This window comes from Streptomyces thermocarboxydus, assembly GCF_024760485.1.
In the GTDB taxonomy this organism is placed as follows: Bacteria; Actinomycetota; Actinomycetes; order Streptomycetales; family Streptomycetaceae; genus Streptomyces; species Streptomyces cellulosae.
In genome coordinates this window covers 6,270,515-6,296,448 of the sequence record NZ_CP058273.1, presented here as the reverse complement: position 1 = coordinate 6,296,448, position 25,934 = coordinate 6,270,515, and the positions used below count along the sequence as shown (strand labels likewise).

Annotated in this window: 21 protein-coding genes; 9 read left to right on the top strand and 12 right to left on the bottom strand. The window is 72.4% G+C overall.

The features are described from left to right. Positions 1-249 precede the first annotated feature (249 nt). The 4 genes from mmpA to AY578_RS28695 all read right to left on the bottom strand — a co-directional run bounded on the left by mmpA (position 250) and on the right by AY578_RS28695 (position 2,859). On the bottom strand, positions 250-396 hold the full coding sequence (gene mmpA / locus AY578_RS28710) for a morphogenic membrane protein MmpA (protein WP_210638447.1): 147 nt from the start codon (positions 394-396) through the stop codon (positions 250-252). Positions 397-443: 47 nt separating this feature from the next. Further along, positions 444-1,148 carry an endonuclease V gene (locus tag AY578_RS28705; protein WP_258906064.1) on the bottom strand — a complete coding sequence of 235 codons (705 nt, stop codon included), beginning with the start codon at positions 1,146-1,148 and terminating at the stop codon, positions 444-446. Positions 1,149-1,381: 233 nt separating this feature from the next. Further along, entirely contained in the window at positions 1,382-1,705 is a 324-nt protein-coding gene (locus tag AY578_RS28700) for a hypothetical protein (RefSeq protein WP_019524987.1), read from the bottom strand. A 92-nt stretch (positions 1,706-1,797) separates the two neighbouring features. Further along, complete coding sequence (locus AY578_RS28695) at positions 1,798-2,859, bottom strand: WD40/YVTN/BNR-like repeat-containing protein (RefSeq protein ID WP_258906062.1); 1,062 nt, start codon at positions 2,857-2,859, stop codon at positions 1,798-1,800. Positions 2,860-3,160: 301 nt separating this feature from the next. On the opposite strand from AY578_RS28695, the gene ssgD reads away from it, so the two are divergent. After that, positions 3,161-3,574 (top strand): spore wall synthesis regulator SsgD, encoded by a 414-nt coding sequence (gene ssgD / locus AY578_RS28690; protein ID WP_019524989.1) that lies wholly within the window; start codon positions 3,161-3,163, stop codon positions 3,572-3,574. Positions 3,575-3,650: 76 nt separating this feature from the next. Here ssgD and AY578_RS28685 read toward each other — a convergent pair whose 3' ends face one another. Further along, complete coding sequence (locus AY578_RS28685) at positions 3,651-4,250, bottom strand: GOLPH3/VPS74 family protein (RefSeq protein WP_136239537.1); 600 nt, start codon at positions 4,248-4,250, stop codon at positions 3,651-3,653. Positions 4,251-4,583: 333 nt separating this feature from the next. Between AY578_RS28685 and AY578_RS28680 the strand changes: the two genes are divergently transcribed. The 4 genes from AY578_RS28680 (at position 4,584) to AY578_RS28665 (ending at position 9,655) form a co-directional block, all read left to right on the top strand. Then, complete coding sequence (locus AY578_RS28680; RefSeq protein WP_028961048.1) at positions 4,584-6,206, top strand: ABC-F family ATP-binding cassette domain-containing protein; 1,623 nt, start codon at positions 4,584-4,586, stop codon at positions 6,204-6,206. A gap of 201 nt (positions 6,207-6,407) precedes the next feature. Further along, positions 6,408-7,184, top strand: a complete 777-nt coding sequence (gene ddaH, locus AY578_RS28675) for a dimethylargininase (RefSeq protein ID WP_019524992.1) — start codon at positions 6,408-6,410, stop codon at positions 7,182-7,184. A gap of 159 nt (positions 7,185-7,343) precedes the next feature. Continuing rightward, positions 7,344-8,318, top strand: a complete 975-nt coding sequence (locus tag AY578_RS28670; protein ID WP_019524993.1) for an acyl-ACP desaturase — start codon at positions 7,344-7,346, stop codon at positions 8,316-8,318. Positions 8,319-8,563: 245 nt separating this feature from the next. After that, positions 8,564-9,655 (top strand): IS630 family transposase, encoded by a 1,092-nt coding sequence (locus AY578_RS28665; protein ID WP_215048594.1) that lies wholly within the window; start codon positions 8,564-8,566, stop codon positions 9,653-9,655. Here AY578_RS28665 and AY578_RS28660 read toward each other — a convergent pair. The 4 genes from AY578_RS28660 to AY578_RS28645 all read right to left on the bottom strand — a co-directional run bounded on the left by AY578_RS28660 (position 9,652) and on the right by AY578_RS28645 (position 13,420). After that, a complete protein-coding gene (locus AY578_RS28660) occupies positions 9,652-9,900 on the bottom strand; it encodes a WhiB family transcriptional regulator (RefSeq protein ID WP_019524994.1) in 249 nt (82 codons plus the stop codon). The two genes, AY578_RS28665 and AY578_RS28660, sit on opposite strands and share 4 nt — an antisense overlap. Before the next feature lie 35 nt (positions 9,901-9,935). Then, the gene (locus tag AY578_RS28655; RefSeq protein ID WP_258906054.1) at positions 9,936-10,844 is read right to left on the bottom strand and encodes a VOC family protein; all 909 of its coding nucleotides are present in this window, start codon (positions 10,842-10,844) and stop codon (positions 9,936-9,938) included. Positions 10,845-11,299: 455 nt separating this feature from the next. Then, positions 11,300-12,340 carry a LacI family DNA-binding transcriptional regulator gene (locus tag AY578_RS28650; protein WP_258906053.1) on the bottom strand — a complete coding sequence of 347 codons (1,041 nt, stop codon included), beginning with the start codon at positions 12,338-12,340 and terminating at the stop codon, positions 11,300-11,302. 90 nt (positions 12,341-12,430) lie between these two features. Continuing rightward, positions 12,431-13,420, bottom strand: a complete 990-nt coding sequence (locus AY578_RS28645) for a multicopper oxidase domain-containing protein (RefSeq protein WP_028961051.1) — start codon at positions 13,418-13,420, stop codon at positions 12,431-12,433. 282 nt (positions 13,421-13,702) lie between these two features. Here AY578_RS28645 and AY578_RS28640 point away from each other — a divergent pair, with 282 nt between their 5' ends. Both AY578_RS28640 and AY578_RS28635 read left to right on the top strand, forming a co-directional pair. Beyond that, entirely contained in the window at positions 13,703-16,129 is a 2,427-nt protein-coding gene (locus AY578_RS28640) for a ThuA domain-containing protein (protein ID WP_028961052.1), read from the top strand. Between the two features lie 14 nt (positions 16,130-16,143). Continuing rightward, on the top strand, positions 16,144-18,330 hold the full coding sequence (locus AY578_RS28635) for an OmpL47-type beta-barrel domain-containing protein (protein WP_028961053.1): 2,187 nt from the start codon (positions 16,144-16,146) through the stop codon (positions 18,328-18,330). Between the two features lie 27 nt (positions 18,331-18,357). Here AY578_RS28635 and ligD read toward each other — a convergent pair whose 3' ends face one another. Continuing rightward, the gene (gene ligD / locus AY578_RS28630) at positions 18,358-19,380 is read right to left on the bottom strand and encodes a non-homologous end-joining DNA ligase (protein ID WP_028961054.1); all 1,023 of its coding nucleotides are present in this window, start codon (positions 19,378-19,380) and stop codon (positions 18,358-18,360) included. A 340-nt stretch (positions 19,381-19,720) separates the two neighbouring features. Between ligD and AY578_RS28625 the strand changes: the two genes are divergently transcribed. Then, a complete protein-coding gene (locus AY578_RS28625) occupies positions 19,721-20,788 on the top strand; it encodes an ATP-dependent DNA ligase (protein ID WP_028961055.1) in 1,068 nt (355 codons plus the stop codon). 25 nt (positions 20,789-20,813) lie between these two features. Here AY578_RS28625 and AY578_RS28620 read toward each other — a convergent pair whose 3' ends face one another. Then, complete coding sequence (locus AY578_RS28620) at positions 20,814-22,004, bottom strand: zinc-dependent alcohol dehydrogenase (protein WP_019525002.1); 1,191 nt, start codon at positions 22,002-22,004, stop codon at positions 20,814-20,816. 217 nt (positions 22,005-22,221) lie between these two features. On the opposite strand from AY578_RS28620, the gene AY578_RS28615 reads away from it, so the two are divergent. After that, positions 22,222-23,211: a DUF3048 domain-containing protein gene (locus AY578_RS28615; protein WP_028961056.1), complete on the top strand. Its 990-nt coding sequence runs from the start codon at positions 22,222-22,224 to the stop codon at positions 23,209-23,211. Between the two features lie 30 nt (positions 23,212-23,241). Here the strand turns inward: AY578_RS28615 and AY578_RS28610 are convergent, their stop codons facing one another. Then, positions 23,242-25,920, bottom strand: coding sequence for an ATP-binding protein (locus AY578_RS28610; RefSeq protein ID WP_028961057.1), 2,679 nt, complete (start codon positions 25,918-25,920; stop codon positions 23,242-23,244). Positions 25,921-25,934 lie beyond the last annotated feature (14 nt).

Genomic DNA, 25,934 nt, shown 5'->3' with positions numbered 1-25,934 from the left:
CCGTCTCCCCGGAAAACGGCGGGTCGGCCAGGAGAGCGGGCGATGCACGCGGCCCTGCGGACGCCCCCGGGCCGGCGGGCCGTGACCGGCGTGTGCCCGCAGTGCGCTGGACGGCAGACTGCCCTCCGCTCCGGCAGGCCGTCCGGGATCGGCGGCCACTGCCGGCGATCCGTTGGTGCGTTGATCGGCGAGCCCGTCGGGTTGCCCGCACGGCGCCGCGCCCCCGGACGGGCACCGCACGCGCCCCGGTCAGAGTGGCCAGGTGATCAGCGTGTAGATCATGCCCGCCACCCAGCCCACCCCCGCCAGCACCGCCAGGGCCAGGCCCAGCGTGACGGCTCGGGTGGTCGGGCGGACCGGGGTGCGGTGGGGGCGGGTGGTGCGGTGCGTCGGCATGCGAACACCCTGCCGCCGTACCGGTGTTCGGACATCCGTACGCGTACTCAGTCCTCCGTGAGTGCCGGTGCTGCCTCGCGGAGGGCGCGGCGGCACAGGGCGTCCGCCCTGCGGGTGGTCTCGGGGAGGCGGTAGGCGGGGGTCAGGGCCAGCGTGTGGGCGCAGGCGTTGTCCAGGCTCACCCGGTGGCCCACCGACACGAACACCGGTTTGACCGCGTCCCGGGTGCGCAGCGCGCGGCCCACCTCCTCGGTGCCGGCGAGCAGCGGGGAGGTGCTGCCGCGCGGGGCGGCGGGCTCGTCGTAGGTGAAGGTGAAGGGGTTCTTGGCCACGCCGATCGTCGGGAGTCCGGTGAGGACGCCGAGGTGGCCGGCGAGGCCGAAGCGGCGCGGGTGGGCGAGGCCGTAGCCGTCGCAGACCACCAGACCGGGCGCGCAGGGCAGCGCCTCCAGGGCGGCCAGCACCGTGGGGATCTCGCGGAAGGCGAGGAGTCCGGGAACGTAGGGGAAGGAGACCCGGCCGAGCGCCGTGGACTCGGCGACGACGTCCAAGGTCGCCGAGTCCAGCACGACGGCCGCCGCGGCGACCACGTCCCGCTCGTCGTCGTAGGCGACGTCGACGCCCGTCACATGGCCGGTGCCGGGCGCCGGGCCGGGTTCGTCCAGCACCACCTTCGCGCGGAGCGCGTCCTGGACGGCGCGGGCCTCTTCCTCGGTGGCCGGCCACCCGGCCGGTGTGCGTACGGTCGTCATGGTGCCTCGAGCCTATGGCCTGTCCGGCGGATCAAGTCGGGGGAAAGGCGCAGCGTCTTGCAACCCAGGTGAGCGGGGTCTGGTGCGTCCAGCTGCAAGGCGGAGGAGGGAGTCGACGCGGAGCGTCGGCGAGTGACGACAACGCCGCAGTTGGGCGTGCCAGACCCCGCGTCCTCGGCGTGATCCGCCGGACAGGCCCTAAGGGCGGGGCGCTGCGCGCGGAGGCGCGGGGCTCACTTGCCGAGCGCCCGCTGCAACTGGCCCTTGTTCATGTTCGAACGGCCCTCGATGTTCCGCTTCTTGGCCTCTTCGTAGAGCTGGTCGCGGGTCGGTCCCTGGGAGCCCTTCCCGGACCGCTGGCCGCCGCGCCTGCCGGAGGACATGTCCTGCGTCGACGTCCGGCTGGCGGTCTTCGACTCGCCGGACCGGGCGCGTTCCTTGTTCACCGTCCGGGCGGCGATCTCCTTGGCGCGCCCGGTGCTCTCGCCCCGGTCCTCCGCGCTCTCCTTGATGTGTTCGTACTGTCGCTCCCGCTTGGGGCTGGAACCGCGTGGCATGTCCGCTCACTTTCTCTCGCGCTCGGCGAGCGCTCGGTCGCGTACAGCGGTCGGGTACCCAGGCCCGTGGGATGCAGTGCCGCCGGCCCGCGTCACTGCTCCAGTCGGGCGACCCTGCCCTTCTCCCCCGCCGCCCAGCAGCCCCGGTCGGACGCGCAGTGGACGGTGTCGTACGAGCCGGTGTCGACGGTGCGCCAGGTGCGGCCTCCGTCGGTGGTCAGGTCGGTGCCGGTGGGGCCGACGGCGAGGGCGGCGGTGCGGCTGTGCGGGAGCCAGGCGACGCCGGAGCGGTACGCGGGCGGCGATCCGGCGGCCGGGCGCCAGGTGCGGCCGGCGTCGGTGGTGCGGGCGGCGGCGTCGGGCGAGGGCAGGCCGGGGTTGAAGTCGCCGCCGACGGCGAGACCGTGGTGGCGGTCGCGGAAGGCGAGGGCGAAGACGCCGCGCGCCGGGTCGCCGGCGGGGATCGGGGCGTCGGTAGCCGTCCAGGTGCGGCCGCGGTCGGCGGAGTGCAGCACGCGGGCGCGGGCGGCTCCCCCGGTGGCCAGCCAGACGTCCTTCGGCCCGGACGACACCAGGCACTGGCCGCTCGCGGCGAACCCGGCCTCGCCCTCCAGCGCCGGGGGCATGCCGCCGTCGGGGAGCACGGTCCAGGAGCGGCCGCCGTCGCGGGTGGACAGGATGCGGAACGTGCCGTCCACGGGATCGCTCATGGCGAGTCCGTGGCGGTGGTCGAAGAAGGTGACGCAGTCGTAGAAGGCGCGGGGGTCCGGGTTGCGGAAGGTCTCGGTCCAGGTGGTTCCGCCGTCGTCGGTGCGGTAGACGCGGGAGTCCTCGCCCTCCCCGATGGCCAGCACCACGGCCCGGCGCGCGTCGAACGCCTCGACGTCCCGGAACTGCAACTCCTCCGCGCCGGGCGGGGACACGTCCCGCCAGGTCCGTCCGCCGTCGGTGGTGCGCAGCACGGTGCCGAGGGATCCGGCCACCCATGCGGTGTCCCGGCTGACGGCGGCAAGACCGCGGAACCGCACGTCGGGGGCGCCGGTGTCCTTCAACGACCAGTGCGGGGCAGGGTCCTTGCCCTCCGGCCCGTGTGCCTGGGCGGGTACGGCCGTGAGCGCGGCGAGTGCCGTCACGCCCACCGCTGCCGCGGTCACCCGCCGCAGTCCCCGCCCCGTACGTCCCGCAGATCCCACCCGTCGCGTGCTTCCCCAGCGCCTCATGGCGGGCGAAGCTAGCCCACAGGCGGGGCGCCGTCCAGGGCGCCCGCCGGCGGGGACGGCCCCAAGTGGCCCGTGCGGAACGGGAGGAGAGACGTGTCACTCGGGTGCATGAAGGCGGTGACAGAGGTCACTCGCCCTTCATGCGCACGGAATGGCCGATTCCAGCGTCTCTTCCAGTAGCCGACAGACACGTACCGCCCGGAAGCCAGCCCAGCCGTCACGAGGGAGCAAGGCGTTGACCACCGTCATCGAGCAGTCCGTAGAGGCCCGCCTGGTCGCAGCAGCGCCGCGGATGGCCGACATCCCCGCCACGCTGCACTACGACGGCGACGACCCGTTCGCCGTCCGCATGACCTTCCCCGCGCCCGCCACGCTCGAAGGCGTCGACGTGTGCTGGACGTTCGCCCGTGACCTGCTCGCTGCGGGCATGGAGGCCCCGGAGGGCGACGGCGACGTCCGCGTGCGCCCGTACGGCTACGACCGCACGGTGCTGGAGTTCCACGCCCCGGAGGGCACGGCGGTGATCCACGTCCGCTCCGGCGAACTGCGCCGCTTCCTGGAGGCCACGAGCGAACTCGTCCCCACGGGCCTGGAACACCTCCACCTCGACCTGGACCACGACCTGGCGGAACTGATGCGGGACGCGTAGGCACGCGAGAGAACGCGACGCACGGCCAGGCACCCCGGGTGACGCGGGGCGCCTGGCCGTTTGCCGCTGCGGGGCTTCAGCGGCCCTTGGGCAGCGCCGGCGCCGCGTCCCTCAGGCCCGCTTCCAGTTCGTGGAGGACGGCCGCGGAAGCGAGGTCCGTCGGCACCATCGGCACCGTGCCCGAAGCCGCGACCGGAAGGTCCGCCGCCGCGGCCAGGGTGAGGACCGTCGCCGTGGTCTCGTCAGGGGTGACCGCGCCCGACAGAACCTCCTGGGCCTCCGTCCGGAGGGCGTCCGCGCGGGCCGTGTCCGCGAGGACGTGGTCCACCGACGGGAACACGCCCAGCACCCGGTGCTTCTCGGCCCGGAGCACCCCCTCGGCGACCAGGTGCTCGCGGACCGCGTCCAGCGTGTGCCGGGCGTGCAGCGTCACCCAGGTACGCCAGCCGTGCGGGAAGGACTCGCTGACCAGTTCGAGGAGGCCGTCCAGAGCCGGGTCGCCGGTGCGGGAGTCCAGGTCGCGCGGGGTCGCGATGCCGTCGTCGTCGACCAGCAGGCCGCGCCGCACGAGATCGGCCAGGGCGCCGGCCCGCACCACGGGGGCGGCCCGGGTGGGGTCGAGGTCCCAGGCCAGCAGGCACAGACGGGCCGGCAGGGAGAGCGGGCCGTTGGGCACGAGGCCTCCTCGGTGCGGGGACACGGGGTCCACGGGGTCCACGGGGTCCGGAAAAAACACGTTGACGGCCGGTGCGGCCGTGCGTAACGTCGTCGGCGGTTCTGTTGCCGTCGATGGGAGAAGGACGTTGCTCGTCTGAGGTTCTGAGACACCGCCTCACACCGGTCAGGTGTGTGCGCCGCGTGCGACCTCGGCGTTCGAGCCGTCCTTGCGGTCCCTCCGCAACGGGGCCTTTCTCATGCCACGGATGTCCTCCCCGGCAGCCGGTCGTCGTCCCGCGGTGTCTCGATACGCGTGTGCCCCTGATCGAACCGTGCAACCGCGGAGGCCCGCATGTCAGCTTCACTCACCTGTCACTCCCTCTCCTTCACCTGGCCCGACGGCAGCGTCGTCTTCGAGGACCTCGACGCGGCCTTCGGCCCCGGCCGCACCGGCCTCGTCGGAGTCAACGGCTCGGGCAAGTCGACCCTGCTCAAACTGATCGCCGGGGAGCTCACCCCCACGGACGGCTCCGTCAAGGTGTCCGGCGAGGTGGGCCGGCTGCCGCAGACCGTCACACTGGACACCGCGCTGCGGGTCGACGAGGCCCTCGGCATCGCGGAGAAGCGGGCCGCGCTGCACGCCATCGAGGCGGGCGACGTGGCGGAGGAGCACTTCGAGACCGTCGGCGACGACTGGGACGTCGAGGAGCGCGCCCTGGCCACGCTCGGCGAGCTGGGCCTGGGCCACATCGGCCTGGACCGCACCGTCGGCGAGGTGTCCGGCGGCGAGTCGGTCATGCTGCGGCTGGCCGCGCTGCTGCTGAGCCGTCCCGACGTGCTGCTGCTCGACGAACCCACCAACAACCTCGACCTGTACGCCCGCAGACGGCTCTACGCGGCCGTCGAGAACTGGCAGGGCGTCCTGGTCGTGGTGAGCCACGACCGGGAACTGCTCGACCTGGTCGACCAGATCGCCGACCTGCGCCCGGGCGGCATCCACTGGTACGGCGGCAACTTCACCGCGTACGAGGAGGCCCTCGCCGTGGAGCAGGAGGCGGCCGAGCGCATGGTGCGCGTCGCCGAGGCCGATCTGCGCAAGCAGAAGCGTGAACTGACCGAGGCCCAGGTCAAGCTGGCCCGCCGCAAGCGGTACGGCCAGAAGATGTTCGAGCAGAAACGCGAACCGAAGATCGTCATGGGTGCGCGCAAGCGCGCGGCGCAGGTCTCCGCGGGCAAGCACCGCATCATGCACGAGGAGAAGCTCGCCGAGGCCAAGGAGCGGCTCGACGACGCGGTGGAGGCGGTGCGGGACGACGACGAGATCCGCGTCGACCTGCCGTACACCGCCGTGCCGCCGGGGCGCCAGGTCCTCACGCTGATGGACCTGGAGCCGGCGTACGGCGCCCGGGTGAAAGGTCTCGACCTGCGGGGGCCGGAGCGGGTGGCGCTGATCGGGCGGAACGGCGCCGGGAAGACGACGCTGCTGCGCACGATCGCCGGGGAGCTGCCCCCGGTGTCGGGCGAGGCGACGGCGCACGTCCCGCTGCGGTTCCTGCCGCAGCGGCTCGACGTCCTCGACCCGGAGCTGACGGTGGCGGAGAATGTGGCGCGGTTCGCGCCGGGCGCCACCAACAACCGGATCAGGGCGCGGCTGGCCCGCTTCCTGTTCCGGGGCGCCCGCGCCGACCAGCAGGCGGCCACGCTGTCCGGCGGCGAGCGCTTCCGGGCGACCCTGGCGGCGCTGATGCTGGCGGAGCCCGCGCCGCAGCTGCTGATGCTGGACGAGCCGACGAACAACCTGGACATGGCGAGCGTCCGGCAGCTCACCACGGCGCTGGAGTCGTTCGAGGGTGCGCTGGTCGTGGCCAGTCACGACCTGCCATTCCTGGAGTCGATCGGCATCACGCGCTGGCTGATGGTGGAGGAAGGAGAGCTGAAGGAGATCACGCCGGAGGCTGTCGGGTACTCCGACTAGCGTCCGCGGCATGACTCGGCGGGACGGCTTCACGTGCCGTGGGCCGAAGCGGGTTACCCGTGGTACATCTCATCGGGGCCCGGGGTGGTCCCGTCGGGCGGCGGACTGCATGATGGCGGGGCCGGGGCCCGTGGCCGGCCGGCCCCGCACGGGCTCAGACGCCCCCGACCGTCAGCACGTCCGATCCTGAAAGGCGAACCCGTGCCCAGCAAGAAGGCCCTCGTCCGCCGTCCCGCGCCCTGCCTCGCCGAGGGGCTGGTGACCCATGTCGAGCGGGAGGAGGTGGACGTCGACCTCGCCGTGCGGCAGTGGGAGGCGTACACGGAGGCGTTGCGGGCGCACGGCTGGGAGACCGTCGAGGTGGACCCGGCCGACGACTGCCCGGACTCCGTGTTCGTCGAGGACACGGTGGTGATGTTCCGCAACGTGGCGCTGATCGCCCGCTCCGGCGCCGAGTCGCGGCGCGCGGAGACCCTCGGCGTCGAGGAGGCCGTGGCATCCCTGGGCTGCTCGGTGAACTGGGTGTGGGAGCCGGGCACGCTGGACGGCGGCGACGTCCTGAAGATCGGCGACACGGTGTACGTCGGCCGCGGCGGGCGCACCAACGCGGCCGGGGTGCAGCAGGTGCGGGCCGCGTTCGAGCCGCTGGGCGCGCGGGTGGTGGCCGTGCCGGTCGCCAAGGTGCTGCATCTGAAGTCGGCGGTCACCGCGCTGCCCGACGGGACGATCGTCGGGCACATCCCGCACATGGACGCGCCGTCGCTGTTCCCGCGGTTCCTGCCGGTGCCGGAGCCGTCCGGGGCGCACGTGGTGTGCCTCGGCGGCGACAAGCTGCTGATGGCGGCGAGCGCCCCGAAGACGGCCGAGCTGTTCGCGGACCTCGGCTACGAGCCGGTGCCGGTGGACATCGGCGAGTTCGAGAAGCTCGAGGGCTGCGTGACCTGTCTGTCGGTGCGGCTGCGGGACCTGTACGCCTGACCGGCCTCCAGCGGGCGGGACGTTTCGCTGGTCAGCGGCCTTTTACGGCGCCCTTAGCCTACGGCTTCGTAACCTACGGGTACGTAGCCTACGATGCCGTAGGTTGTCCGGCACCGCTCGCCGGCACGTCCGCATGTCCCCGTCCCCCTGGAGCCACCCGTGACACTCACTCCTGCCCACATCGGCAGCCCCTCCGTCTGGACCGACGCCCGGCTGCTGTACGCGCTGGAGGAAGTGGTCGAGAAGGAGCTCAACCGGCACCTGAAGGTCGCCAAGGACTGGATGCCGCACGAGTACGTGCCGTGGAGCGACGGACGCAACTTCCCGGGCTTCTTCGAGGACGGCGAGGCCTGGGACAAGGAGCAGTCGAAGGTCACCGAGGTCGGCCGCATCGCGCTCGTGGTGAACCTGCTGACGGAGGACAACCTCCCCAGCTACCACCACGAGATCGCCTCCCTGTTCGGCCGCGACGGCGCCTGGGGCACCTGGGTGCACCGCTGGACCGCCGAGGAGGGCCGCCACGGCATCGTGATGCGCGACTACCTGCTCGCCTCGCGCGCCGTGGACCCGGACAAGCTCGAGCAGTTCCGCATGGCGCACATGAGCGAGGGCTTCGAGTCGGACAACCGGCACTCGATGCTGCACTCCGTCGCCTACGTGGCCTTCCAGGAGCTGGCCACCCGCATCTCGCACCGCAACACCGGTCACCAGTCCGGCGACCCGGTCTGCGACCGGATGCTGGCGCGCATCGCGACCGACGAGAACCTGCACATGGTGTTCTACCGGAACCTGCTGAAGGCGGCGTTCGAGCTCGCCCCCGACCTGACGATGCAGGCCGTGCGCGACGTGGTGGTCAACTTCCGCATGCCCGGCCACAGCATCCCCGGCTTCGAGCGGGCTGCCGCGCAGATGGCCATCGGCGAGGTGTACAACCTGCGCATCCACCACGACGACGTGCTGCAGCCGGTGCTGCGCTTCCTGAAGATCATGGAGATCGACGGGCTGGGCCCGGAGGGCCTCAAGGCGCAGGAGGAACTGGGTATGTTCCTCGGCGGGCTGGACTCCGAGGCGCGCAAGTTCGACGAGAAGCTCGCCGCCCGCAAGGCCCGCATGGCGGCCCGCGCCGCCGGCTGAGCCGCATCGCTCCGGGGCGGTTCTAGGGCCGGTCCGGCGGATCACGCCGAGGACGCGGGGTCTGGCACGCCCATCTGCGGCGTTGTCGTCACTCGCCGACGCTCCGCGTCGACTCCCTCCTCCGCCTTGCAGCTGGACGCACCAGACCCCGCTCACCTGGGTTGCACGACGCTGCGCCTTTCCCCCGACTTGATCCGCCGGACAGGCCCTAGTGACCTGAGTCGGAGATTCGTCGTTGGTTCGGTATGAGTCGTCCGGGTCCGAAGATTCCGCCGTTGTCGGTGACCGATGCCCAGCGGGCCGTGCTGGAGGGCTGGGTGCGTCGTCGCACGACGGCTCAGGCGCTGGCCCAGCGGTCGCGGATCGTGCTGGAGTGCGCCGAGGGGCACTCGATCATGGAGGTGTCCCGTCGACTGCGGGTCACTCCGGACACGGTCCGCACCTGGCGGCGGCGTTTCCTCGAACGGGGCCTGGACGGCCTGTCCGATGAGCCGCGGCCCGGTGTCCCGAGGAAGATCACCGACGCGGACGTCGAGCGGGTCATCGTCAAGACGCTGGAGGAGAAGCCGAAGAACGCGACCCACTGGTCGACCAGGTCGATGGCGGCGGCCACGGGCATGTCGCAGTCCGCGATCTCGCGGATCTGGCGGGCGTTCGCGCTCGCGCCGCACCGGTCGCAGACGTTCAAGCTGTCCACGGACCCGCTGTTCATCGACAAGGTCCGCGATGTCGTGGGCCTCTACCTCGACCCGCCGGAGAAGGCTCTGGTGCTCTGCGTGGACGAGAAGTCCCAGATCCAGGCTCTCGACCGGTCCCAGCCCGTGCTGCCGATGGTTCCCGGCACCCCCGAACGCCGCAGTCACGATTACGTCCGGGCCGGCACCACCACCCTGTTCGCTGCCTTGGAGGTCGCCACCGGCAAGGTTATCGGCTCCCTCCACCGGCGCCACCGGGCCGTCGAGTTCAAGAAGTTCCTGACGAAACTCGACAAGGAAGTCCCTGCTGACCTCGATGTCCATCTGATCCTGGACAACTACGTCACCCACAAGACGCCTGCCATCAAGCAGTGGCTGCTGGCCCACCCCCGCTTCCATCTCCACTTCACACCGACGAGTTCGTCCTGGCTGAACCTCGTGGAGCGGTGGTTCGCCGAGCTCACGCAGAAGAAGCTCAAGCGTGGCGTCCACCGCTCCGTCCAAGCCCTGGAACGGGACATCCGCAGCTGGCTCGCCGACTGGAACGAACACCCCAGACCGTTCATCTGGACGAAGACCGCCGACGAGATCCTCGACAAAGTCGCCGCCTACTGCCGACGAATCTCCGACTCAGGTCACTAGCGGGAGTCGCCGCGCCGCAGGGCGTGGCGTTCCTTCTCCGACAGGCCGCCCCACACGCCGAAGCGCATGTCGTGCGTGAGGGCGTACTCCAGGCAGGTCGCGCGGATCGGGCACAGGCCGCAGATGCGCTTGGCCTCACGGACCGAGCTGCCGGGCTCGGGGAAGAAGAAGTCTCCCCCGGTCTGCGCGCACAGCGCCTCCTCCTGCCAGGTGAGGTCGGGCGGCGTCAATGTGTCGGTGTGCATGGCCGGAAGCGTGCCCGAGCGGGAAAAACGTTCGATCAACGCGGCATCAACGCCGGGCCCCGGAGCGGCGGCCCCGGCCCGGCGGAACCCGCACGGCGGCCACGATGATGACGCCCTGCACCCCGGCCGCGCACGGCGGCGCGCCGCACGTCAGGTCTCCCGCGGGTCGCCCTGAGCACCGCGAAGCGCGCGCCGTACGGGTCCTCCAGGCGGGCCAGCCGGCCCACCCCGGGGATCGAGGTGGGGGGCATCCGCACCCGTCCGCCCAGCTCTGCGGCGCGCGCGGCCACGGCGTCCGGGTCCTCGGCGCCGATGTACGGCAGCCAGTGAGGGCGGTTCTCCGCCGCCTCGACGGGGTCGTCGGCCAGCGGCACCATCCCGCCGAACGCGCCTTCCTCCCCCGTCCCCTGCGGGCTGACGGAGGTGTAGACGCCGCCGGGGAAACTCACCGCGGACGTCTCCCAGCCGAGGACCGTGTGGTAGAAGGCGGCGGCGCGGGCGATGTCCGGCGTGTACAGCTCGGCCCAGCAGAGGCTGCCCGCCTCGCCGGCCGACTCAAGGCCCTCGCGCTTGCCCGGCTGCCACACGCCGAAGGAGGCGCCCATCTGGTCGGCGAGGACCGCCGACCTGCCCTGCTCCCCGACGGTGACCGGCGGGGCCGGCACGCTTCCCCTGGCCCTGCGGACCGCTTCAGCGGTGGCGTCGGCGTCGGAGCTGCGGAAGTACACGGTCCAGGCGGCCGGGCCCCGGTCGCCGGTCAGCGGGGCGCAGCCCGCGACGATCCGGCCCGCCCGCTCGAGGAAGCCGTAGCCGCCGCCCTCGGGTCCGGCGGAGCGGTACGACCAGCCGAACAGGGCGCGGTAGAAGGACGCGGCGCCCTCGGGGTCGGGCGCGGCGACGTCGATCCAGCAGGGCGCGCCGTCGACGAAGCGGGTGGTGAGCATGGTGCCTCCAGAGGGGAGTCCCGTCGCCTGCTCCGCCGAGTCTTCCACCCCCCACCGACAATCACCGGGACGGCACCCGGACGGCCCAGGGCCGAGCGGGGGCGGAGGGAGAGCCGGCGGATCATGCCGGGGACGCGGGGCCGGGCATGCCTCCACTGCCCGGCGTGGGCCCCGGCAGCGTCGTCCTCGGTCGCCGGCGTCCCCACTGTCGGCCGCGCCCGGGCGGGGCCCCGTCGCGTCGACAGCCTGCTCCGGCTTGCAGGGGTGAGGCGGGCGAGGTCGCCGGCGTCGGAGGTCATGGCGGGCGCGGCCGACAGGCCGCGCCGCCGACGGGGGGAGTTCGGCGGCGGGCTGCTGTGCCCACAGGCGGGCACCGCTGCCGGCCGCGCCCGACCCCGCTCGCCCGGGTTCCACGGGGCCGCTCCCCCGCGCCGGCTCGATCCGCCGGACAGGCGCTACGCCGAGTCCCTGCGGACCAGCGTCACCGGCAGCACCACCCCGGCCGGCCCCGCGCCCTCGCTCTCGTCGGTCGTGGCGCCGCGGTCCAGGTCGCGCAGGAGCAGGCGGGCCATCAGGCGGCCCATTTCCTCGATGTCCTGACGGACCGTGGTGAGCGGGGGCTCGGTCTGTTCGGCGATCGGCAGCATGTCGTCGAAGCCGACCACGGCGACGTCGTCGGGCACCCGCCGGCCGTGCTCGCGCAGCGCCCGCAGCGCGCCCGCCGCCATCAGGTCGTTGCCGGCGAACACCGCGTCCAGGTCGGGGCGGCGGCCGAGCAGTTCCCGCATCGCCCGCTCGCCGCTCGCGGCGGTGAAGTCACCTTCCTCGACGAGCGCCGGGTCGGGGTCCGCCATGACGTCCCGGAAGCCGTCGAGCCGGTCCACCGCCGAGGTCTGGTCGAGGGCGCCGGTGATGTGCGCGATGCGGCGGCGGCCGAGGCCGAGGAGATGGCGTACGGCGTCGCGGGCGCCGCCCCGGTTGTCGGTGTCGACGTAGCGGACGCCGTCCTCGCCGCCGTTCCAGTGCGGCCGGCCGCCGAACACCGTGGGCAGTCCGGCGCGCTGGATCAGTCCGGGCAGCGGGTCGTCGATGTGCAGGGAGAACACCAGCGCGCCGTCGACGTGTCCGCCGGCCAGGTAGCGGGCGACGCGCGCGTGATCGTCGCGGTCCTCGGTGAGCAGCAGGACCAGCTGGTTGTCGTGGGCGGTGAGTTCCTTGCTGATGCCGCGCAGCTGCCGGGCGAAGAACGGGTCGGCGAAGACCCGGGTCTCCGGCTCGGCCACGATGACGGCGACGGCGTCGTGGCGCCGGGTGACGAGGCTGCGAGCGGCCTGGTTGGGGACGTAGCCGAGTTCGTCCACCGCGCGCCGGACGCGTTCGGCCAGGGGTTCGCGCACTCCGTCGGAGCCGTTGACCACACGGGACACGGTGGCCCGGGAGACCCCGGCCCGCGCGGCCACGGCCTCCAGCGTGGGACGCGGCGCACTCTCGCTCACTTCGGGGCTCCTCACCTGGCGGTTGGCCGAAAGGATAGCCCCGACCGGCCCGGCGGCGAGAGCGCTCTCGCCGCGTGCGGGCCGCTCCTGTCAGTGCGCGTGCCCGGACTTCTCCCCGGAGGACGCAGTGCGTGCGTGCTCGTGCGGGTCGTAGCCGGGAATGGTCCCGTCGGGTTTCTTGACCAGGAACAGGCCGACCATGCCCATGTCGGAGTGGCTCTGGACATGGCAGTGGTACATCCACGCGCCCGCGCCCACCCCCTCCCCCGCGATGACCTGGAAGCCGAAGGACTCGGCAGGGCCGCAGATCTTGGTGTCGACGACCCGGGTGGGGTCGTCGGGCCCGGTGAGAATGCCGGTGCGGTTGTCGGCCCAGCGATGACCGTGCATGTGGAACGTGTGGTAGTACTCGCCGTGCGTGATCATGACGATCTCGACCCGGTCGCCCATCGTTGCCTCGAAGTCGGGCCCCGAGTGCGGCGGCTTGTTGTTGATCGTCATGTCGTTGAAGACGATGGTGTGGGTGGCGTCCGGCAGGATGTCGCCCTTGCGGCGCACGACGACCGGCCCGTAGAGGCCGTTGCGGATGCCGCCGGTGCCGTGCACGGTGCCGACGACGTGGTCGTGGTAGTGCCAGTAGCCGGCGCTGCCCGCCCGCCAGGTGCCGTCCTCGCGCCGGCCCGGCTTATGGGTGCGCCAGGTGTAGACGCGGGTGCCGCCGGGCTCGACGGCGCTCTTGTTCTGCCGGGTGCCGTCGCTGGAGATCTCGTAGTCGACGCCGTGGACGTGCAGGCTGACCGGGACGTCCATGGTGTTCTCGAACTCGATGTGCAGGGTGTCGCCCTCGTTGAGCTCGATCAGCGGGCCGGGGACGGACGCCTTGCCCCTCTCGAAGCCGTAGCCCATCCGCCCGCCGGACAGGCGCTCGGCGTACATCTTGATCCGGCGTACCTCGCCCCCGGCGGGCGCGGTTCTCGCCGTGGTGGAGGCGCTCGCGGCCTCGGATGCGGTGGACAACGATGTCGTCGCCACCGCGGCGCCGCCCAGGATTACCCGTCGGTTGAAACCGCGTCTGTCCATGCCGAACTCCCCATGTGGCTGTCATGAACCTGTGAAACCGTAGCGGCCGACCCACGGTTTATCCACACTCAGGACAAAGTTCGGTTGATTGCTGCGATAGGTATTGGCGTCTGGCGCAAAGAGGTCTAGCTTCCTTGACGCTGTTGCTGCGACCGAGGAGGGGTGGGTGGCCACGTGCGGTCCACATCGCATCACGAACCCATGCGGTTAAGAGGGTTGGACACGTCGAGTAACTCGAACGCACGAAGGACGAGAACGAGACGACGCGCCTGGGCCGCCACGGTGGCCGCCGGCGTCGTCGCCGCCGGACTGCTGTCGGGTCCCGCCGCCAGCGCGCGTCCGGCCCCGGATCCGTCCCTGACAACGATGTCCATCAAGTCGCCGCCCGGCGGCGCGAACGTACGTGTGCTGCTGTTCTACGGCTCGGCGGCCGGCGGCGACGAGTCGCCTCTGGTGAACGCCGGGATCGCGGCGATCGAGCGGATCGGGCAGACCGGTCCGGAGAACCAGCGCTTCACGGTGACCGCCACGGGCGACCCGCGGGTCTTCACCAACGACACGAAGCTGAGCCGTTTCAACGCGATCGTGTTCCTCACCGGCGGCGGGGACGTCCTCGACCCGGAGCAGGAGGCGGGCCTCGAGGCCTACATGGAGGCCGGCGGCGGGTTCGTCGGTCTGCACGACGCGGCCCGCGCGGAGCCGTACTCGGACTGGTTCACCGGTCTGATCGGCGCCCGCCCCGCCGCGGGGCAGGCGACGGTGCAGCGGGCGACCGTGGAGGTCGGCGACCGGGTGCACCCGGCGACCAGGACCCTGCCGCTGGAGTGGAAGCGGCCCGACAAGTGGCTGAACTGGGTGAAGAACCCGTCCGGCGACGTCCACACGGTGGCCCGCGTGCGCGAGTCGACCTACAAGCCGGGCTCCGGCGCCAACGGCTGGGACCACCCGGTCAGCTGGTGCCGCGACTACGACGGCGGCCGCTCCTTCTACACCGGCATGGGCGGCACGGTGTCGTCGTACGACGAGACCGACTTCCGCGAGCATCTGCGCGGCGCCCTGCTGTGGACCACCCGCCTGGTGCAGGCGGACTGCAAGGCGACCATCACCGGCAACTACAAGGCGGAGCGGCTCACCAAGCCCAACCAGCCCGGCCAGAACGACCAGATCGGCGAGCCGCACGGCCTGGTCACCGCGCCCGACGGCCGCGTGTTCTCCATCGGCCGCGGCGGCGCCGACGCCTCGCAGCCGGTCGTCACCGACTGGAACGACCCCGACGTCGGCAAGGGCAAGGGCGAGATCCACGTCTACGACCCGAAGACCAAGGAGGTCACCCTCGCCGGGGCGCTCACCGTCTTCGGCAACAAGGGCGGCGGCGACGAACTGACGAAGGTCGAGGAGGGCCTGCTCGGCATCGAACTCGACCCGAAGTTCGAGCAGAACGGGTGGGTGTACCTCCACTGGACCCCGCACTCGGGGATCGACCGGGAGAAGCACATGGCCGAGCGGCGGGTCTCCCGCTTCACGCTCGACCAGGCCACCGACAAGCTGGACCTGAGCAGCGAGAAGGTGCTGCTGAAGTGGCCGGTGCAGATCCACAGCTGCTGCCACGCGGGCGGCGGGATGGCCTGGGACTCCAAGGGCAACCTGTACATCGCCACCGGTGACAACAACTCCAGCGGTTTCAGCGGCGGTTACTCCGGCAACAACCCGGAGCCGAACTACAAGGGCGTGTCCTTCGCCGACGCGCGCCGCACCGCCGGCAACACCAACAACCTCAACGGCAAGATCCTGCGCATCCACCCCGAGCCGGACGGCACGTACACCCTCCCCGAGGGCAACCTGTTCACCGGCAAGGAGACCGACGAGGGCGGCGGCAAGACCCGCGGCGAGATCTATGTGATGGGCGTGCGCAACCCGGCGCGCATCTCCGTCGACAAGAAGACGGACATCCTCTACGCGGGCTGGGTCGGCCCCGACGCGGGCGCCCCGTCGGCGACCTGGGGCCCGGCCAAGTACGACACGTTCGCCGTCATCACCAAGGCGTCCAACCGCGGCTGGCCGTACTGCATGGGCAACAAGCAGCCCTACCGGGACCGCAACCTGCCCGACCCGTCCCAGCCGCTCGGCTGGTACGACTGCGACCACCCGAAGAACGAGTCGCCGAACAACGACGGCCTGGTCAACCTGCCGCCGGTGACCGGCAACAACATCTGGTACTCGCCGCAGGGCGGCGGCCCGGACTTCCCGCGCGACGCGAACGGCATCCCCTCCTACAAGGCGGAGGAGGCCGCCTACCGGCTGCCGTGGCTCAAGGGCGGCGGGCAGGCCGCGATGAACGGCCCGGTGTACCGCTACGACGACACGAACCCCAGTGACGTCAAGTGGCCCGCGTACTGGGACGGCAAGTGGTTCGTCGGCGACTTCTACGACGCCGACCAGCCGCGCAACGCCGTGCTGATGGACCCGAGGACGCAGGGCGACGGCGGTCTGCCGGTGCACTCGGAGTCCCTGAAGAAGATCGTGCCGGTCGGCAACGACGGCATCAAGAACCTGATGGGCTGGACGTTCGGTCCGGACGGTGCGCTGTATGTGCTGGACTACGGGCGAGGGTTCTTCACCTCCGACGCCAAGTCCGCGCTGTGGCGCGTCACCTACACGGGCGGCGGGCCGACCCCGGCCGCCGGCCTGCTGGCGAGGGGGACGCAGTGATACGTCGACCAAGAGTGTGGGCCGCGCTGCTGGCCGGCCTGATGATGATGCTCGGCCTGCAGGCGCTGCCCGCCGCCGGGCAGCCGAAGGCCGAGGACGCCCGCGCGGCGGCCCAGGTCCTCACCTGGACCGCCGGCGACGGCATCGACCAGTACGTGTCGGCGCCTGCCACCGCGGTGGCAGGTCCCGCGACGATCGTCTTCGAGAACAGTGAGGCCACCGGCAACACCACCGGCATGCCGCACACCCTGACGTTCGTGACCTCCGACCCGGAGTACAACAGCGACGTCCAGCTGAACATCCTGGCCAACCCGTCCGACGCGCAGGGCGGCCGGCACACCGCGGAGGTCACCCTCACCCCGGGCAAGTACCTCTACCACTGCACCATCCCCGGCCACGGGTCGATGCAGGGCGTGCTGACGGTCACCGAGGGCGGCGGCGAGGACACCACCGCGCCCGAGGTCACGGCGAAGGTGACCGGCACGCGGAACGACGCGGGCGCGTACGTCGGCGCCGCGACCGTGGCCCTCGAGGCCACGGACGAGGGGTCGGGCGTGGACCACGTCGAGTACGTGCTCGACGACGAGGAGGTCTGGCAGCCCTACACCGCCCCGGTCGTGATCGACCAGGTCGGCGCGCACACCGTCCGCTACCGCGCCCTGGACAAGGCCGGCAACGTGTCGGAGGAGAAGAGCGCCGAGTTCACCGTCGTCGCCCCGCCGACGGACGACACCACGCCGCCGGAGACCTCGGCGACCGTGGACGGCGAGAAGAACGCCGACGGCCACTACATCGACATGGCGACGGTCACCGTCACCGCGTCCGACACGGGCTCCGGCGTCAACACCATCGAGTACGCGCTCGGCGCGGACGGCGCCTGGCAGCCGTACTCCGGTCCGGTGATGGTGCACGAGACGGGCACGCACACCGTCCGCTACCGGGCGACCGACAAGGCGGGCAACGCGGCGGCGGAGAAGAGCGTGGAGTTCACGGTCGTCGCCGCTCCCCCGCAGGACACCACCCCGCCCACCACCGGCGTCACCCTGCAGGGCACGAAGAACTCCGACGGCGCCTACCTCGGACGCGCCACGGTCACGGTCAGCGCCGACGACGGGCACGGCGGCTCCGGTGTGGCACGGATCGAGTACTCGCTCGACGCCGGGCCGTACCTTGAGTACACCGGCCCCGTGGTGGTCGACCGGGTGGGCCGGCACACCGTGGCCTACCGGGCGACCGACGAGGCCGGCAACACCTCCGAGCCGCTCACGGTGAGCTTCACGGTGGTGTCAGGCAGCGTGCCCGCGCCTCCCTGCCCCGAGTACGACGAGCGGCTGACGGTGATCGTCGGCACGGTCGACTCGGGCGTGCCGAACCGGGTCACCAACAACCGGTGCCGGATCGGCGAGATGATCGAGGACGAGAAGGAGTGGACCTCGCAGGCGCTGTTCCTGAAGCACGTCAGGACCGTGCTGGACGCGCTGAAGAAGGAAGGGGTCGTCGACCGGCGGGAGTACCGGGCGATCAACAAGGCGGCCCGGCAGTCCGGCATCGGCACGCCCGGCCAGACCGAGGGCTACCGCACCATCCTGGACGGCACCGAGGCGTCGTTCGCCAAGTGGGAGCAGGTGGGCGGCGGTTCGTTCAGCCTGAACCCGGACGGGTCGATCACCTCGGGCACCGCCCGGGACGGGCTCGGCATGCTGTGGTTCCCGGAGCGCAAGTACGGCGACTTCTCGCTGAAGCTCCAGTGGCGTGACGACGCCCCGGGCACGGGCAACGCCAACTCCGGTGTGTTCGTGCGGTTCCCGCAGATCCACGACCACCCGGAGGAGCCCCGGCCCGAGTGGGCGGCCATCAAGTTCGGGCACGAGGTCCAGGTGTTCGACTCGCCCACCGGCGACATGTACAAGACGGGCTCGGTGTACGGCTTCGACCGTGTGGGCCTGGCCGGCGCGGGCGTCACGCAGAAGGGCACCTGGAACGACTACGAGATCCGGGTGGTGGACCAGCACTACGAGGTCTACCGCAACGGTGTGCTGATCAACGAGTTCGACAACATCGGCGGTCTGGACTTCTCCCCGCCGCGCTCGGACGACCCGGGCACGGACGGGCGGCGGTACGCCTCCGGCTACGTCGGACTGCAGGTGCACAGCACGACGGACGTCGTCTCTTTCCGGGACGTGCGGATCAAGGACCTGTAGGACACGGGTCCCGGTGAACGGGCCGGGTCAGGAGGCCGTGGGTTTCGGCTTCCTGGCCCGGCTCGGCTGCACCCGGCTGGGCTCGCCCGGCATCTTCGGGTACTCGGGCGGGTAGGGCAGGTCGCCGAGCCCGTGGTCGTGCTCGTCGCGCCGGGCCAGCTCCAGCAGGGACTCCAGCGAGAAGGCGTGGTCGTCCATGTCCGCGTGCACGTCGCCGAGTTCGGCGAAGCGCGCGGGCATCGTCGTGATGTCGAAGTCCTCCGGGTGGGCGACGCCCACCTCGTCCCAGCGCAGCGGCGCTGAGACGGGGGCGTGCGCGCTGGGCCGCACCGAGTAGGCGGAGGCGATGGTGCGGTCGCGGGCGGTCTGGTTGTAGTCGACGAAGATGCGCTCGCCGCGCTCCTCCTTCCACCACTTGATGGTGACCTTCTCCGGCATCCGGCGTTCCATTTCGCGGCCGACGGCGATGGCGGCGCGGCGGACCTGGGTGAAGGTCCAGCGCGGCTCGATCGGCACGAAGACGTGCAGGCCGCGGCCGCCGGAGGTCTTGGGCCAGCCGCGCAGCCCGTACTCGTCGAGGACGGCGCGGAGTTCGTGGGCGGCGCGGGCGGCGTCGTCGTAGTCGGTGCCGGGCTGCGGGTCGAGGTCGATGCGCAGTTCGTCGGGGTGGTCGACGTCCGTGCGGCGCACCGGCCAGGGGTGGAAGACGAGGGTGCCGTACTGGGCCGCCCACACCACGGCGGCCTCCTCGGTGGGGCACATCTCATCGGCGCTGCGGCCGCTGGGGAAGGTGATATGGGCGGTGGGGATCCAGTCGGGCATGCCCTTGGGGGCGCGCTTCTGGTAGAACCACTCGCCCTCTATGCCGTCCGGGTAGCGCTGGAGGGTGGTGGGGCGGTCGCGCAGGGCGCGGAGGATGCCGGGGGCGACTGCCTGGTAGTAGCGGGCGACGTCCAGCTTGGTGTAGCCGCGCTCCGGAAAGAACACCTTGTCCGGGCTGGACAGCCGCACCGTCCGGCCTGCGACCTCCAGCTCCACCGCATCACCCATGCGGCCACGGTAGGCGCGGGCGCCGGCGCCCGCACACCGGACGCGCCCCGAAGGGGCGCGGGGAACTGCGCGACCAGCCCCCGCCGGCCCGCACCCGGCACACGACTCGCGAGGCACCCCGTCAGCCGCAGGCACGGCGCTGGGGACGGCGACGCCCCTCAGGGGCGCGGGGAACTGCGCGCCCAACCCCCGCCGGCCCGCACCCGGCACACGACGATCCGAGGCACCCGTGACCCGCAGGCACGGCGCCGAAACCGAGGCCCGCCGGAAGGGTGCCGCAGGCACCACGGTGCCGCGTCCTCAAGGCGCGTACCACCGCCTCCGTCCTTACAGTCGACCCATGGACCTCCCGGTGATGCCGCCCGTCAAGCCGATGCTCGCCAAGTCGGTGGCGAAGATTCCGCCGGGCATGCAGTACGAGGCGAAATGGGACGGCTTCCGGGCCATCGTGTTCCGGGACGGGGACGAGGTGGAGCTGGGCAGCCGTACGGGCAAGCCGCTCACCCGGTACTTCCCCGAGCTGGTCGAGGCGCTGCGGGAGCGGCTGCCCGAGCGGTGCGTGGTGGACGGGGAGATCGTCATCGCCCGCGACGGGCACCTGGACTTCGACGCGCTGACGGAGCGCATCCACCCGGCCGACTCCCGGGTACGGACCCTCGCCGAGCGCACCCCGGCGTCGTTCGTGGCGTTCGACCTGCTGGCCCTCGCGGACGAATCCCTCCTGGACGTGCCGCTCACCGACCGCCGGAAGCTGCTGGTGCGGGCGCTGCGGGACGTCACCCCGCCGGTGCACGTCGCGCCGGCGACCACGGACGTGGACGTCGCGCAAGGCTGGTTCGAGCAGTACGAGGGCGCGGGTCTGGACGGGGTGGTGGCCAAGCCGCTGGACCTGCGGTACCGCCAGGACGAGCGGGCCATGTTCAAGATCAAGCACGAGCGCACGGCGGACGTGGTGGTCGCCGGGTACCGGCTGCACAAGAGCGGCCCTGTGGTGGGCTCGCTGCTGCTCGGCCTGTACGACGCGGAGGGCGCCCTCCAGCACGTGGGCGTGTCGGCCGCGTTCACGATGAAGCGGCGCGCGGAGCTGGTGGAGGAGCTGGAGCCGCTGCGGATGGAGGACGTGTCGGACCATCCGTGGGCGGCCTGGGCGGACGAGGCGGCGCACGCCTCGGCGCGGCTGCCCGGCGCGCCGAGCCGCTGGACGGGCAAGAAGGACCTGTCGTGGGTGCCGCTGCGGCCGGAGCGGGTGGCGGAGGTCGCGTACGACCACATGGAGAACGGGCAGCGCTTCCGGCACACCGCCCGTTTCCGCCGCTGGCGCCCCGACCGCGACCCGGAGAGCTGCACGTACGCGCAACTGGAGGAGCCGGTCCGCTACGACCTCGCGGAGATCCTCGGCGGGCCGTGAGCACAGGAGCCTGCGGGGCCGTCGCTCAGGGCTGGAACAGCACCTTGACCGCGCCGTCCCGCTTCTTCTGGAACATGTCGTAGGCCTCGGGCGCCTCGTCCAGGGACACGCGGTGGGTGGCGAAGTCGTCGACGCCCAGCGGGTCCTCGTCCGTGAGGTAGGGGATGATCTCGTCGCTCCAGCGGCGCACGTTGGCCTGCCCCATGCGCATCTGCACCTGCTTGTCGAACAGGGTGAGCATGGGCATCGGGTCGGCCATGCCGCCGTAGACGCCGGAGAGGGAGATGGTGCCGCCGCGGCGGACCAGCTCGATGGCGGTGTAGAGCGCGGCGAGCCGGTCCACGCTGAAGCGTTCGGCCATCGGGCCGCTGATCTTGCGGGGCAGCAGCGCCGAGGCGTTCTGCACCATGCGGGCCGCGGCGCTGCCGTGCGCCTCGGTGCCGACGGCGTCGATCACGGCGTCGGGGCCCCGGCCGTCGGTCTGGTCGCGGATCGCCTCGACGAGTTCCTTCTCGTCGTCGAAGGAGCGCAGGTCGAACGTCTCCACCCCGCGTGCCTTGGCCCGCCGCAGCCGCTCGGGGACCAGATCCACGCCGAACACCCGTCCGGCGCCCCTGACCTGGGCGATCCGGCAGGCCATGTCGCCGATGGGGCCGAGGCCGAGCACCGCGACGCTGCCGCCCTTGGGGACCTCGGCGTAGGCGACGGCCTGCCAGGCGGTGGGCAGCACGTCGGAGAGGTAGACGAAGCGGTCGTCCGCCGGGCCCTCCGGCACCTTGATGGGGCCGAACTGGGCCTGCGGCACCCGCAGGTACTCGGCCTGGGCGCCGGGCACCGCACCGTACAGCCGGGTGTAGCCGAACAGGGGCGCGCCCATGCCCTCGGCCGTGACCTGGGTGGTCTCGCACTGGGTGGGCAGCCCGGTCAGGCACATCCAGCAGTTGCCGCAGGCGATCTGGAAGGGCACGACGACCCTGTCGCCCGCCTGGAGGTCGGGGACGCCCGCGCCGACCTCCTCCACGATGCCCATCGGTTCGTGGCCGAGGATGTCGCCGGGGGTCATGAACGGGGTGAGCACCTCGTACAGATGCAGGTCGGATCCGCACAGTCCGGAGGAGGTGATGCGGATGATCGCGTCCGTCGGCTCCTCGATCTTCGGATCCGGGACGGTCTCGACCCGTACGTCCCGCTTCCCCTGCCAGGTCAGTGCCTTCATCGCCGCCTGCTCCCTCCGTGCCGGCCGGTGTGTCACGCCGTACGGCTCCGTGCGCCGCCCGTGCGGTCGCTCCCGGGTACCCGAGGCGCGGGACGCCGAACCGCCGATCGCTGGGCCGATCGGCGGACTCCACCGCGCGGATTCCCGTCACGTCGGGCAGGCGCGTAGACGATCGGAAAAGCGCACAATCGAAACAACGGATGCATGAGGACGGCCGGTGGCGACGGTGGGCACGGAACGAGGGGCGCGGCGACGGCGCGGCGGCAGGCGTGCCGGGGTGCTGCTGGCCGCCCTGCTGGCGGCAGGACTGGCGGCGGGCTGCACGTCGGGCGGGTCGGACGACGGCCGCGGGCCGCGGGAGTCCCCTGGGGCGACGCGGGACGGGGACGGGCGCCCGCCGGTCCTGGCGGTGAAGATCGACAACGCGCCGGCCGCGCGGCCACCGTCCGGACTCGACGCGGCCGACGTGGTCTACGCCGAGCAGGTGGAGGGCGGACTGAGCCGGCTGATGGCGGTGTACGCCACCCGGCTGCCCGAGTCGGTGGGTCCTGTACGCAGCGCCCGTGAGTCGGACCTGGAGCTGCTGCGCCAGTTCGACGAGCCCCTGCTCGCCTTCTCGGGCGCCCAGAGCAAGCTGCTGCCGCTGATCGACGAGGCGCCGCTCACCCCGGTGGACCCGCAGTCGGAGGCCGACGCCTTCACCCGGGACTCCGGGCGTGCGGCCCCGCACAACCTGTACCTCCGCCCCGACCGGGTCCTGGACGACCCACCCGGCAAGGCCGCGCTGACCACCGGCTTCCACGAGGGTCCCGCGCCCTCCGGCGGGACGCCCGAGGAGGAGGTCACCGTGCGCTTCCCGGCCGCCCGCTTCACCTTCACCTGGTCGGACGCCGACCGGAACTGGAAGGTGTCGATGGACGGCTCCCCCGCGAACACCCGGGACGGAGACCGGCTGACGGCGGCCACGGTGGTCGTGCAGGACGTGACCGTACGCAGCTCCGGCTTCCGCGACTTCCTCGGCAACAACACGCCGTACACGGAGACCGTGGGCTCGGGGAAGGCGACGGTGCTGCGCGACGGGCGCGCCTACCCGGCCTCCTGGAGCCGTCCCTCCGCCGAGGACGGCACATCGCTCACCTCGCCGGACGGGGACCCGGTGAACGTGGCGGCGGGGCCGGTGTGGGTGCTGCTGACGTCCGCTCGCTGAGGGCGTCGGCGAAGGCTGCGCTCCGGGCGGTCACCGGCGTCCGACGCCCGTGGCCAGTTCGGCCTGGGCCCGCTTCACGAGACCGTCCGCGCCGCACGAGCGGGCCAGCGCCACGCCCCGCTCCAGGTCGGGCACGGAGCGGGCGAGGACGCCGTACTCGATACGGGCGGCGGCGTGCTCGTACTGGCAGGGCGAGGACTCCAGGTAGGTGACCGCCTGGGAGGCGAGACGCACCGCGCGCTGCCCTGTCTCCAGGGCGGCCGCCACCCGCAGCGCCTCTCCTATCGCCGTGTCGGTGCCGAGGCGTTCGGCGCGGCGGCGGACGTCGACGGCGAGCCGGGCCGCCCGGGCGGGGTCCTCCGTGGCGAGGGCGCGGGCCAGGTCGGCGGCGGCGAAGACGTGCACCGGGTTGTGGTGGCCGCGCGCGGCGGCGGCCTTCTCCGCCGCCTCCAGTTCGTTGACGCCCTCCTTGACGCGGCCCACGGCGAGCAGCAGCCGGCCGCGCACGGAACCCGGGTCGGGCAGCACGACGGTGGACGGGTAGGGCGGGGCGAAGCCGTGCCGTTCGGCCATGGCCCACGCCTCGTCGACGTGGCCGCGGGCGAGCAGCGTGTCGACGAGGTTGCAGGTGGCCGTCCAGTACAACGGCAGTCCGCGGCCCACGCGTTCGGCGAGGCGCAGCGACTCGCGCAGGGAGTTCTCCGCCGCCTCCAGTCTGCCGCGCCTGCGGTGGGCGAGACCGACGTAGGCGTGGGCGAGGACCAGGTGGCCGCCGCCCCAGCCCGCCGTGTCGTACGCCTGGAGGGCCTCGCTGTAGAGGGCCTCGGCGCGGTCGAGGCGGTCGGTGTAGGCGTAGGAGCTGGCCAGCATCAGCAGCAGTTCGACGCCCCACCCGTTGTCGGTCCAGCCGAGGCCGGGCGCGAGGCGGCCGTTGACCAGGGCGCGGTCGCAGGTCTCGGCGATCTCCTCGGCGTTCTCACCGCGCATCATGGCGTCGAAGCCGCGCAGGATGAGCAGTGCGCGCTCGGCGTTGTCGCGGCCGGTGCAGGTGGCGGCGAGCTCGGCGAGGCGTTCGGAGCGCCCGGGGGTGAGGGATTCGCCGGCGTGGATGCCCTCCCACATGAACCGCACGGCCTGGAGCCGCATCCGGGCGGGTCCGGCGGGCAGCCGGGCGGCCTCCGCCTCGACCGTGCGGACGGCCTCCTCCATCTGGTCGTTGTGCATCAGCGCCTGGGACAGGCGGATCACGGCGTCGACCCGCCGGTCGCCGTCGAGGCCCGGCATGCCGAGGGCGGTGCGCAGATGGCCGATGGTGCGCGCGGGCGCGGTGAGGAAGGTGGCGCTGCCCAGTTCGTAGAGGACGTGCGCGTGGACCTCGGGGCGGGGCGGTTCCTCCAGGGCGCGTTCCAGGCAGCGGCGGGCGGCGTCCGGGGCGCCGACGGCGAGGTGTTCGCGGGCGGCCTCGCGCAGCTGCCAGACCAGTTCCTCGTCGTCGTCCGGGTGCACTTCGAGGAGGTGGCGGGCGGCCGCGGCGGCGCCGCGGCCCGAGTCGGTGACTATACGGGCCGCGATGCCGTGCATGGCGCGGCGCAGGGCGTCCGGGATGGAGTTGTAGACGGCGGTCGCGATCAGCGGGTGGACGAACTCCAGCTCGACGGGTCCCGCGGACGCCGGCTCACGCACCGCCAGGATGCGGGCGCCGCGCAGGCGTTCGGCACAGCGGGCCGCCTCGTCGGGGCCGAGCGTGGCGAGCTGGGCCACCAGGTCGACGGTGATGCCGTCGCCGAGGATGGCGGCCGCCCAGGCGAACCGGGTGGCGTCTATGCCGAGTTCCTCCAGGCGGGCGACGAGGCCGCCGCCGCGTGCGGAGCGGTTGAGCTCGCGCAGTTCGCCGGCGTGCGCCTCGACCGGGTCCAGCTCGGAGTCCTGCACCTTGGCGAGGAGTTCGACGGTCTCGTACGGGTTGCCGCCGGTGACGGCCCACACCTCGCGGCAGAACGCGGCGTCCGCGTTCTCCCCGAGCGTGGCGCGGGTCAGTCCGGCCGCCGCCTCGGGCGTGAGGGCGCTGAGGTTGGTGACGGGGCGTCCGGCCGCCTCGGCGACGGCGTCCAGGTGACGGGCGCTCACACCGCTGACCTCGCCGGGGCGGCGGGCGACGACGACCAGCACCGACAGGTCGGCGAGGCGTCCGGCGAACGCGGCCAGCCAGTACAGGGTCTCCTGGTCGGCCCAGTGGGCGTCGTCGATGAGCAGCACCAGCGGCCAGTCCCGGCGGGCCAGCCGGCGGACGGCGGCGACCAGGCCCTCGCACACGCCCTGCGGGTCGGCCTGCCCGTCGCCGGGCTCGGCTATGCCCAGTGCGGGTCCCGCGATGCCGTACCAGTCGCCCAGGTACTCGCGTGCCTCCTCCGGCAGCATCGACACCAGGGCGGGCTGCAGGAGTTGCCGCACCACGTTGAACGGCACCGTGCGCAGGGTCTCGCCGCCGCGGGCGGACCAGACGGTGCAGCCGCGCCGTTCGGCGATGCGGCGGGTCTCGGCGAGCAGGGCGGTCTTGCCGAGTCCCGCCTCGCCGCGCAGCACCAGCAAGGTGCCGGGCGAGTGGCGGTCGGCACACAGGACGTCGACGGCCTCCTCGATGGCGGCGAGTTCCTCGTCGCGCTCCCACAGGGCGGCCGAGGGTGCCGCCGGGGGCCGTGCCTCCGTCATCCTGCTACCTCCCC

Bases quoted from the DNA above. Each gene is read 5' to 3' on its own strand.
- AY578_RS28655 (WP_258906054.1), bottom strand. From the start codon at position 10,844: ATGCTCACCACCCGCTTCGTCGACGGCGCGCCCTGCTGGATCGACGTC.
- AY578_RS28645 (WP_028961051.1), bottom strand. From the start codon at position 13,420: ATGGACAGACGCGGTTTCAACCGACGGGTAATCCTGGGCGGCGCCGCG.
- ligD (WP_028961054.1), bottom strand. From the start codon at position 19,380: ATGGGTGATGCGGTGGAGCTGGAGGTCGCAGGCCGGACGGTGCGGCTG.
- mmpA (WP_210638447.1), bottom strand. From the start codon at position 396: ATGCCGACGCACCGCACCACCCGCCCCCACCGCACCCCGGTCCGCCCG.
- AY578_RS28665 (WP_215048594.1), top strand. From the start codon at position 8,564: ATGAGTCGTCCGGGTCCGAAGATTCCGCCGTTGTCGGTGACCGATGCC.
- AY578_RS28660 (WP_019524994.1), bottom strand. From the start codon at position 9,900: ATGCACACCGACACATTGACGCCGCCCGACCTCACCTGGCAGGAGGAG.
- AY578_RS28610 (WP_028961057.1), bottom strand. From the start codon at position 25,920: ATGACGGAGGCACGGCCCCCGGCGGCACCCTCGGCCGCCCTGTGGGAG.
- AY578_RS28625 (WP_028961055.1), top strand. From the start codon at position 19,721: ATGGACCTCCCGGTGATGCCGCCCGTCAAGCCGATGCTCGCCAAGTCG.
- AY578_RS28620 (WP_019525002.1), bottom strand. From the start codon at position 22,004: ATGAAGGCACTGACCTGGCAGGGGAAGCGGGACGTACGGGTCGAGACC.
- AY578_RS28700 (WP_019524987.1), bottom strand. From the start codon at position 1,705: ATGCCACGCGGTTCCAGCCCCAAGCGGGAGCGACAGTACGAACACATC.
- AY578_RS28680 (WP_028961048.1), top strand. From the start codon at position 4,584: ATGTCAGCTTCACTCACCTGTCACTCCCTCTCCTTCACCTGGCCCGAC.
- AY578_RS28705 (WP_258906064.1), bottom strand. From the start codon at position 1,148: ATGACGACCGTACGCACACCGGCCGGGTGGCCGGCCACCGAGGAAGAG.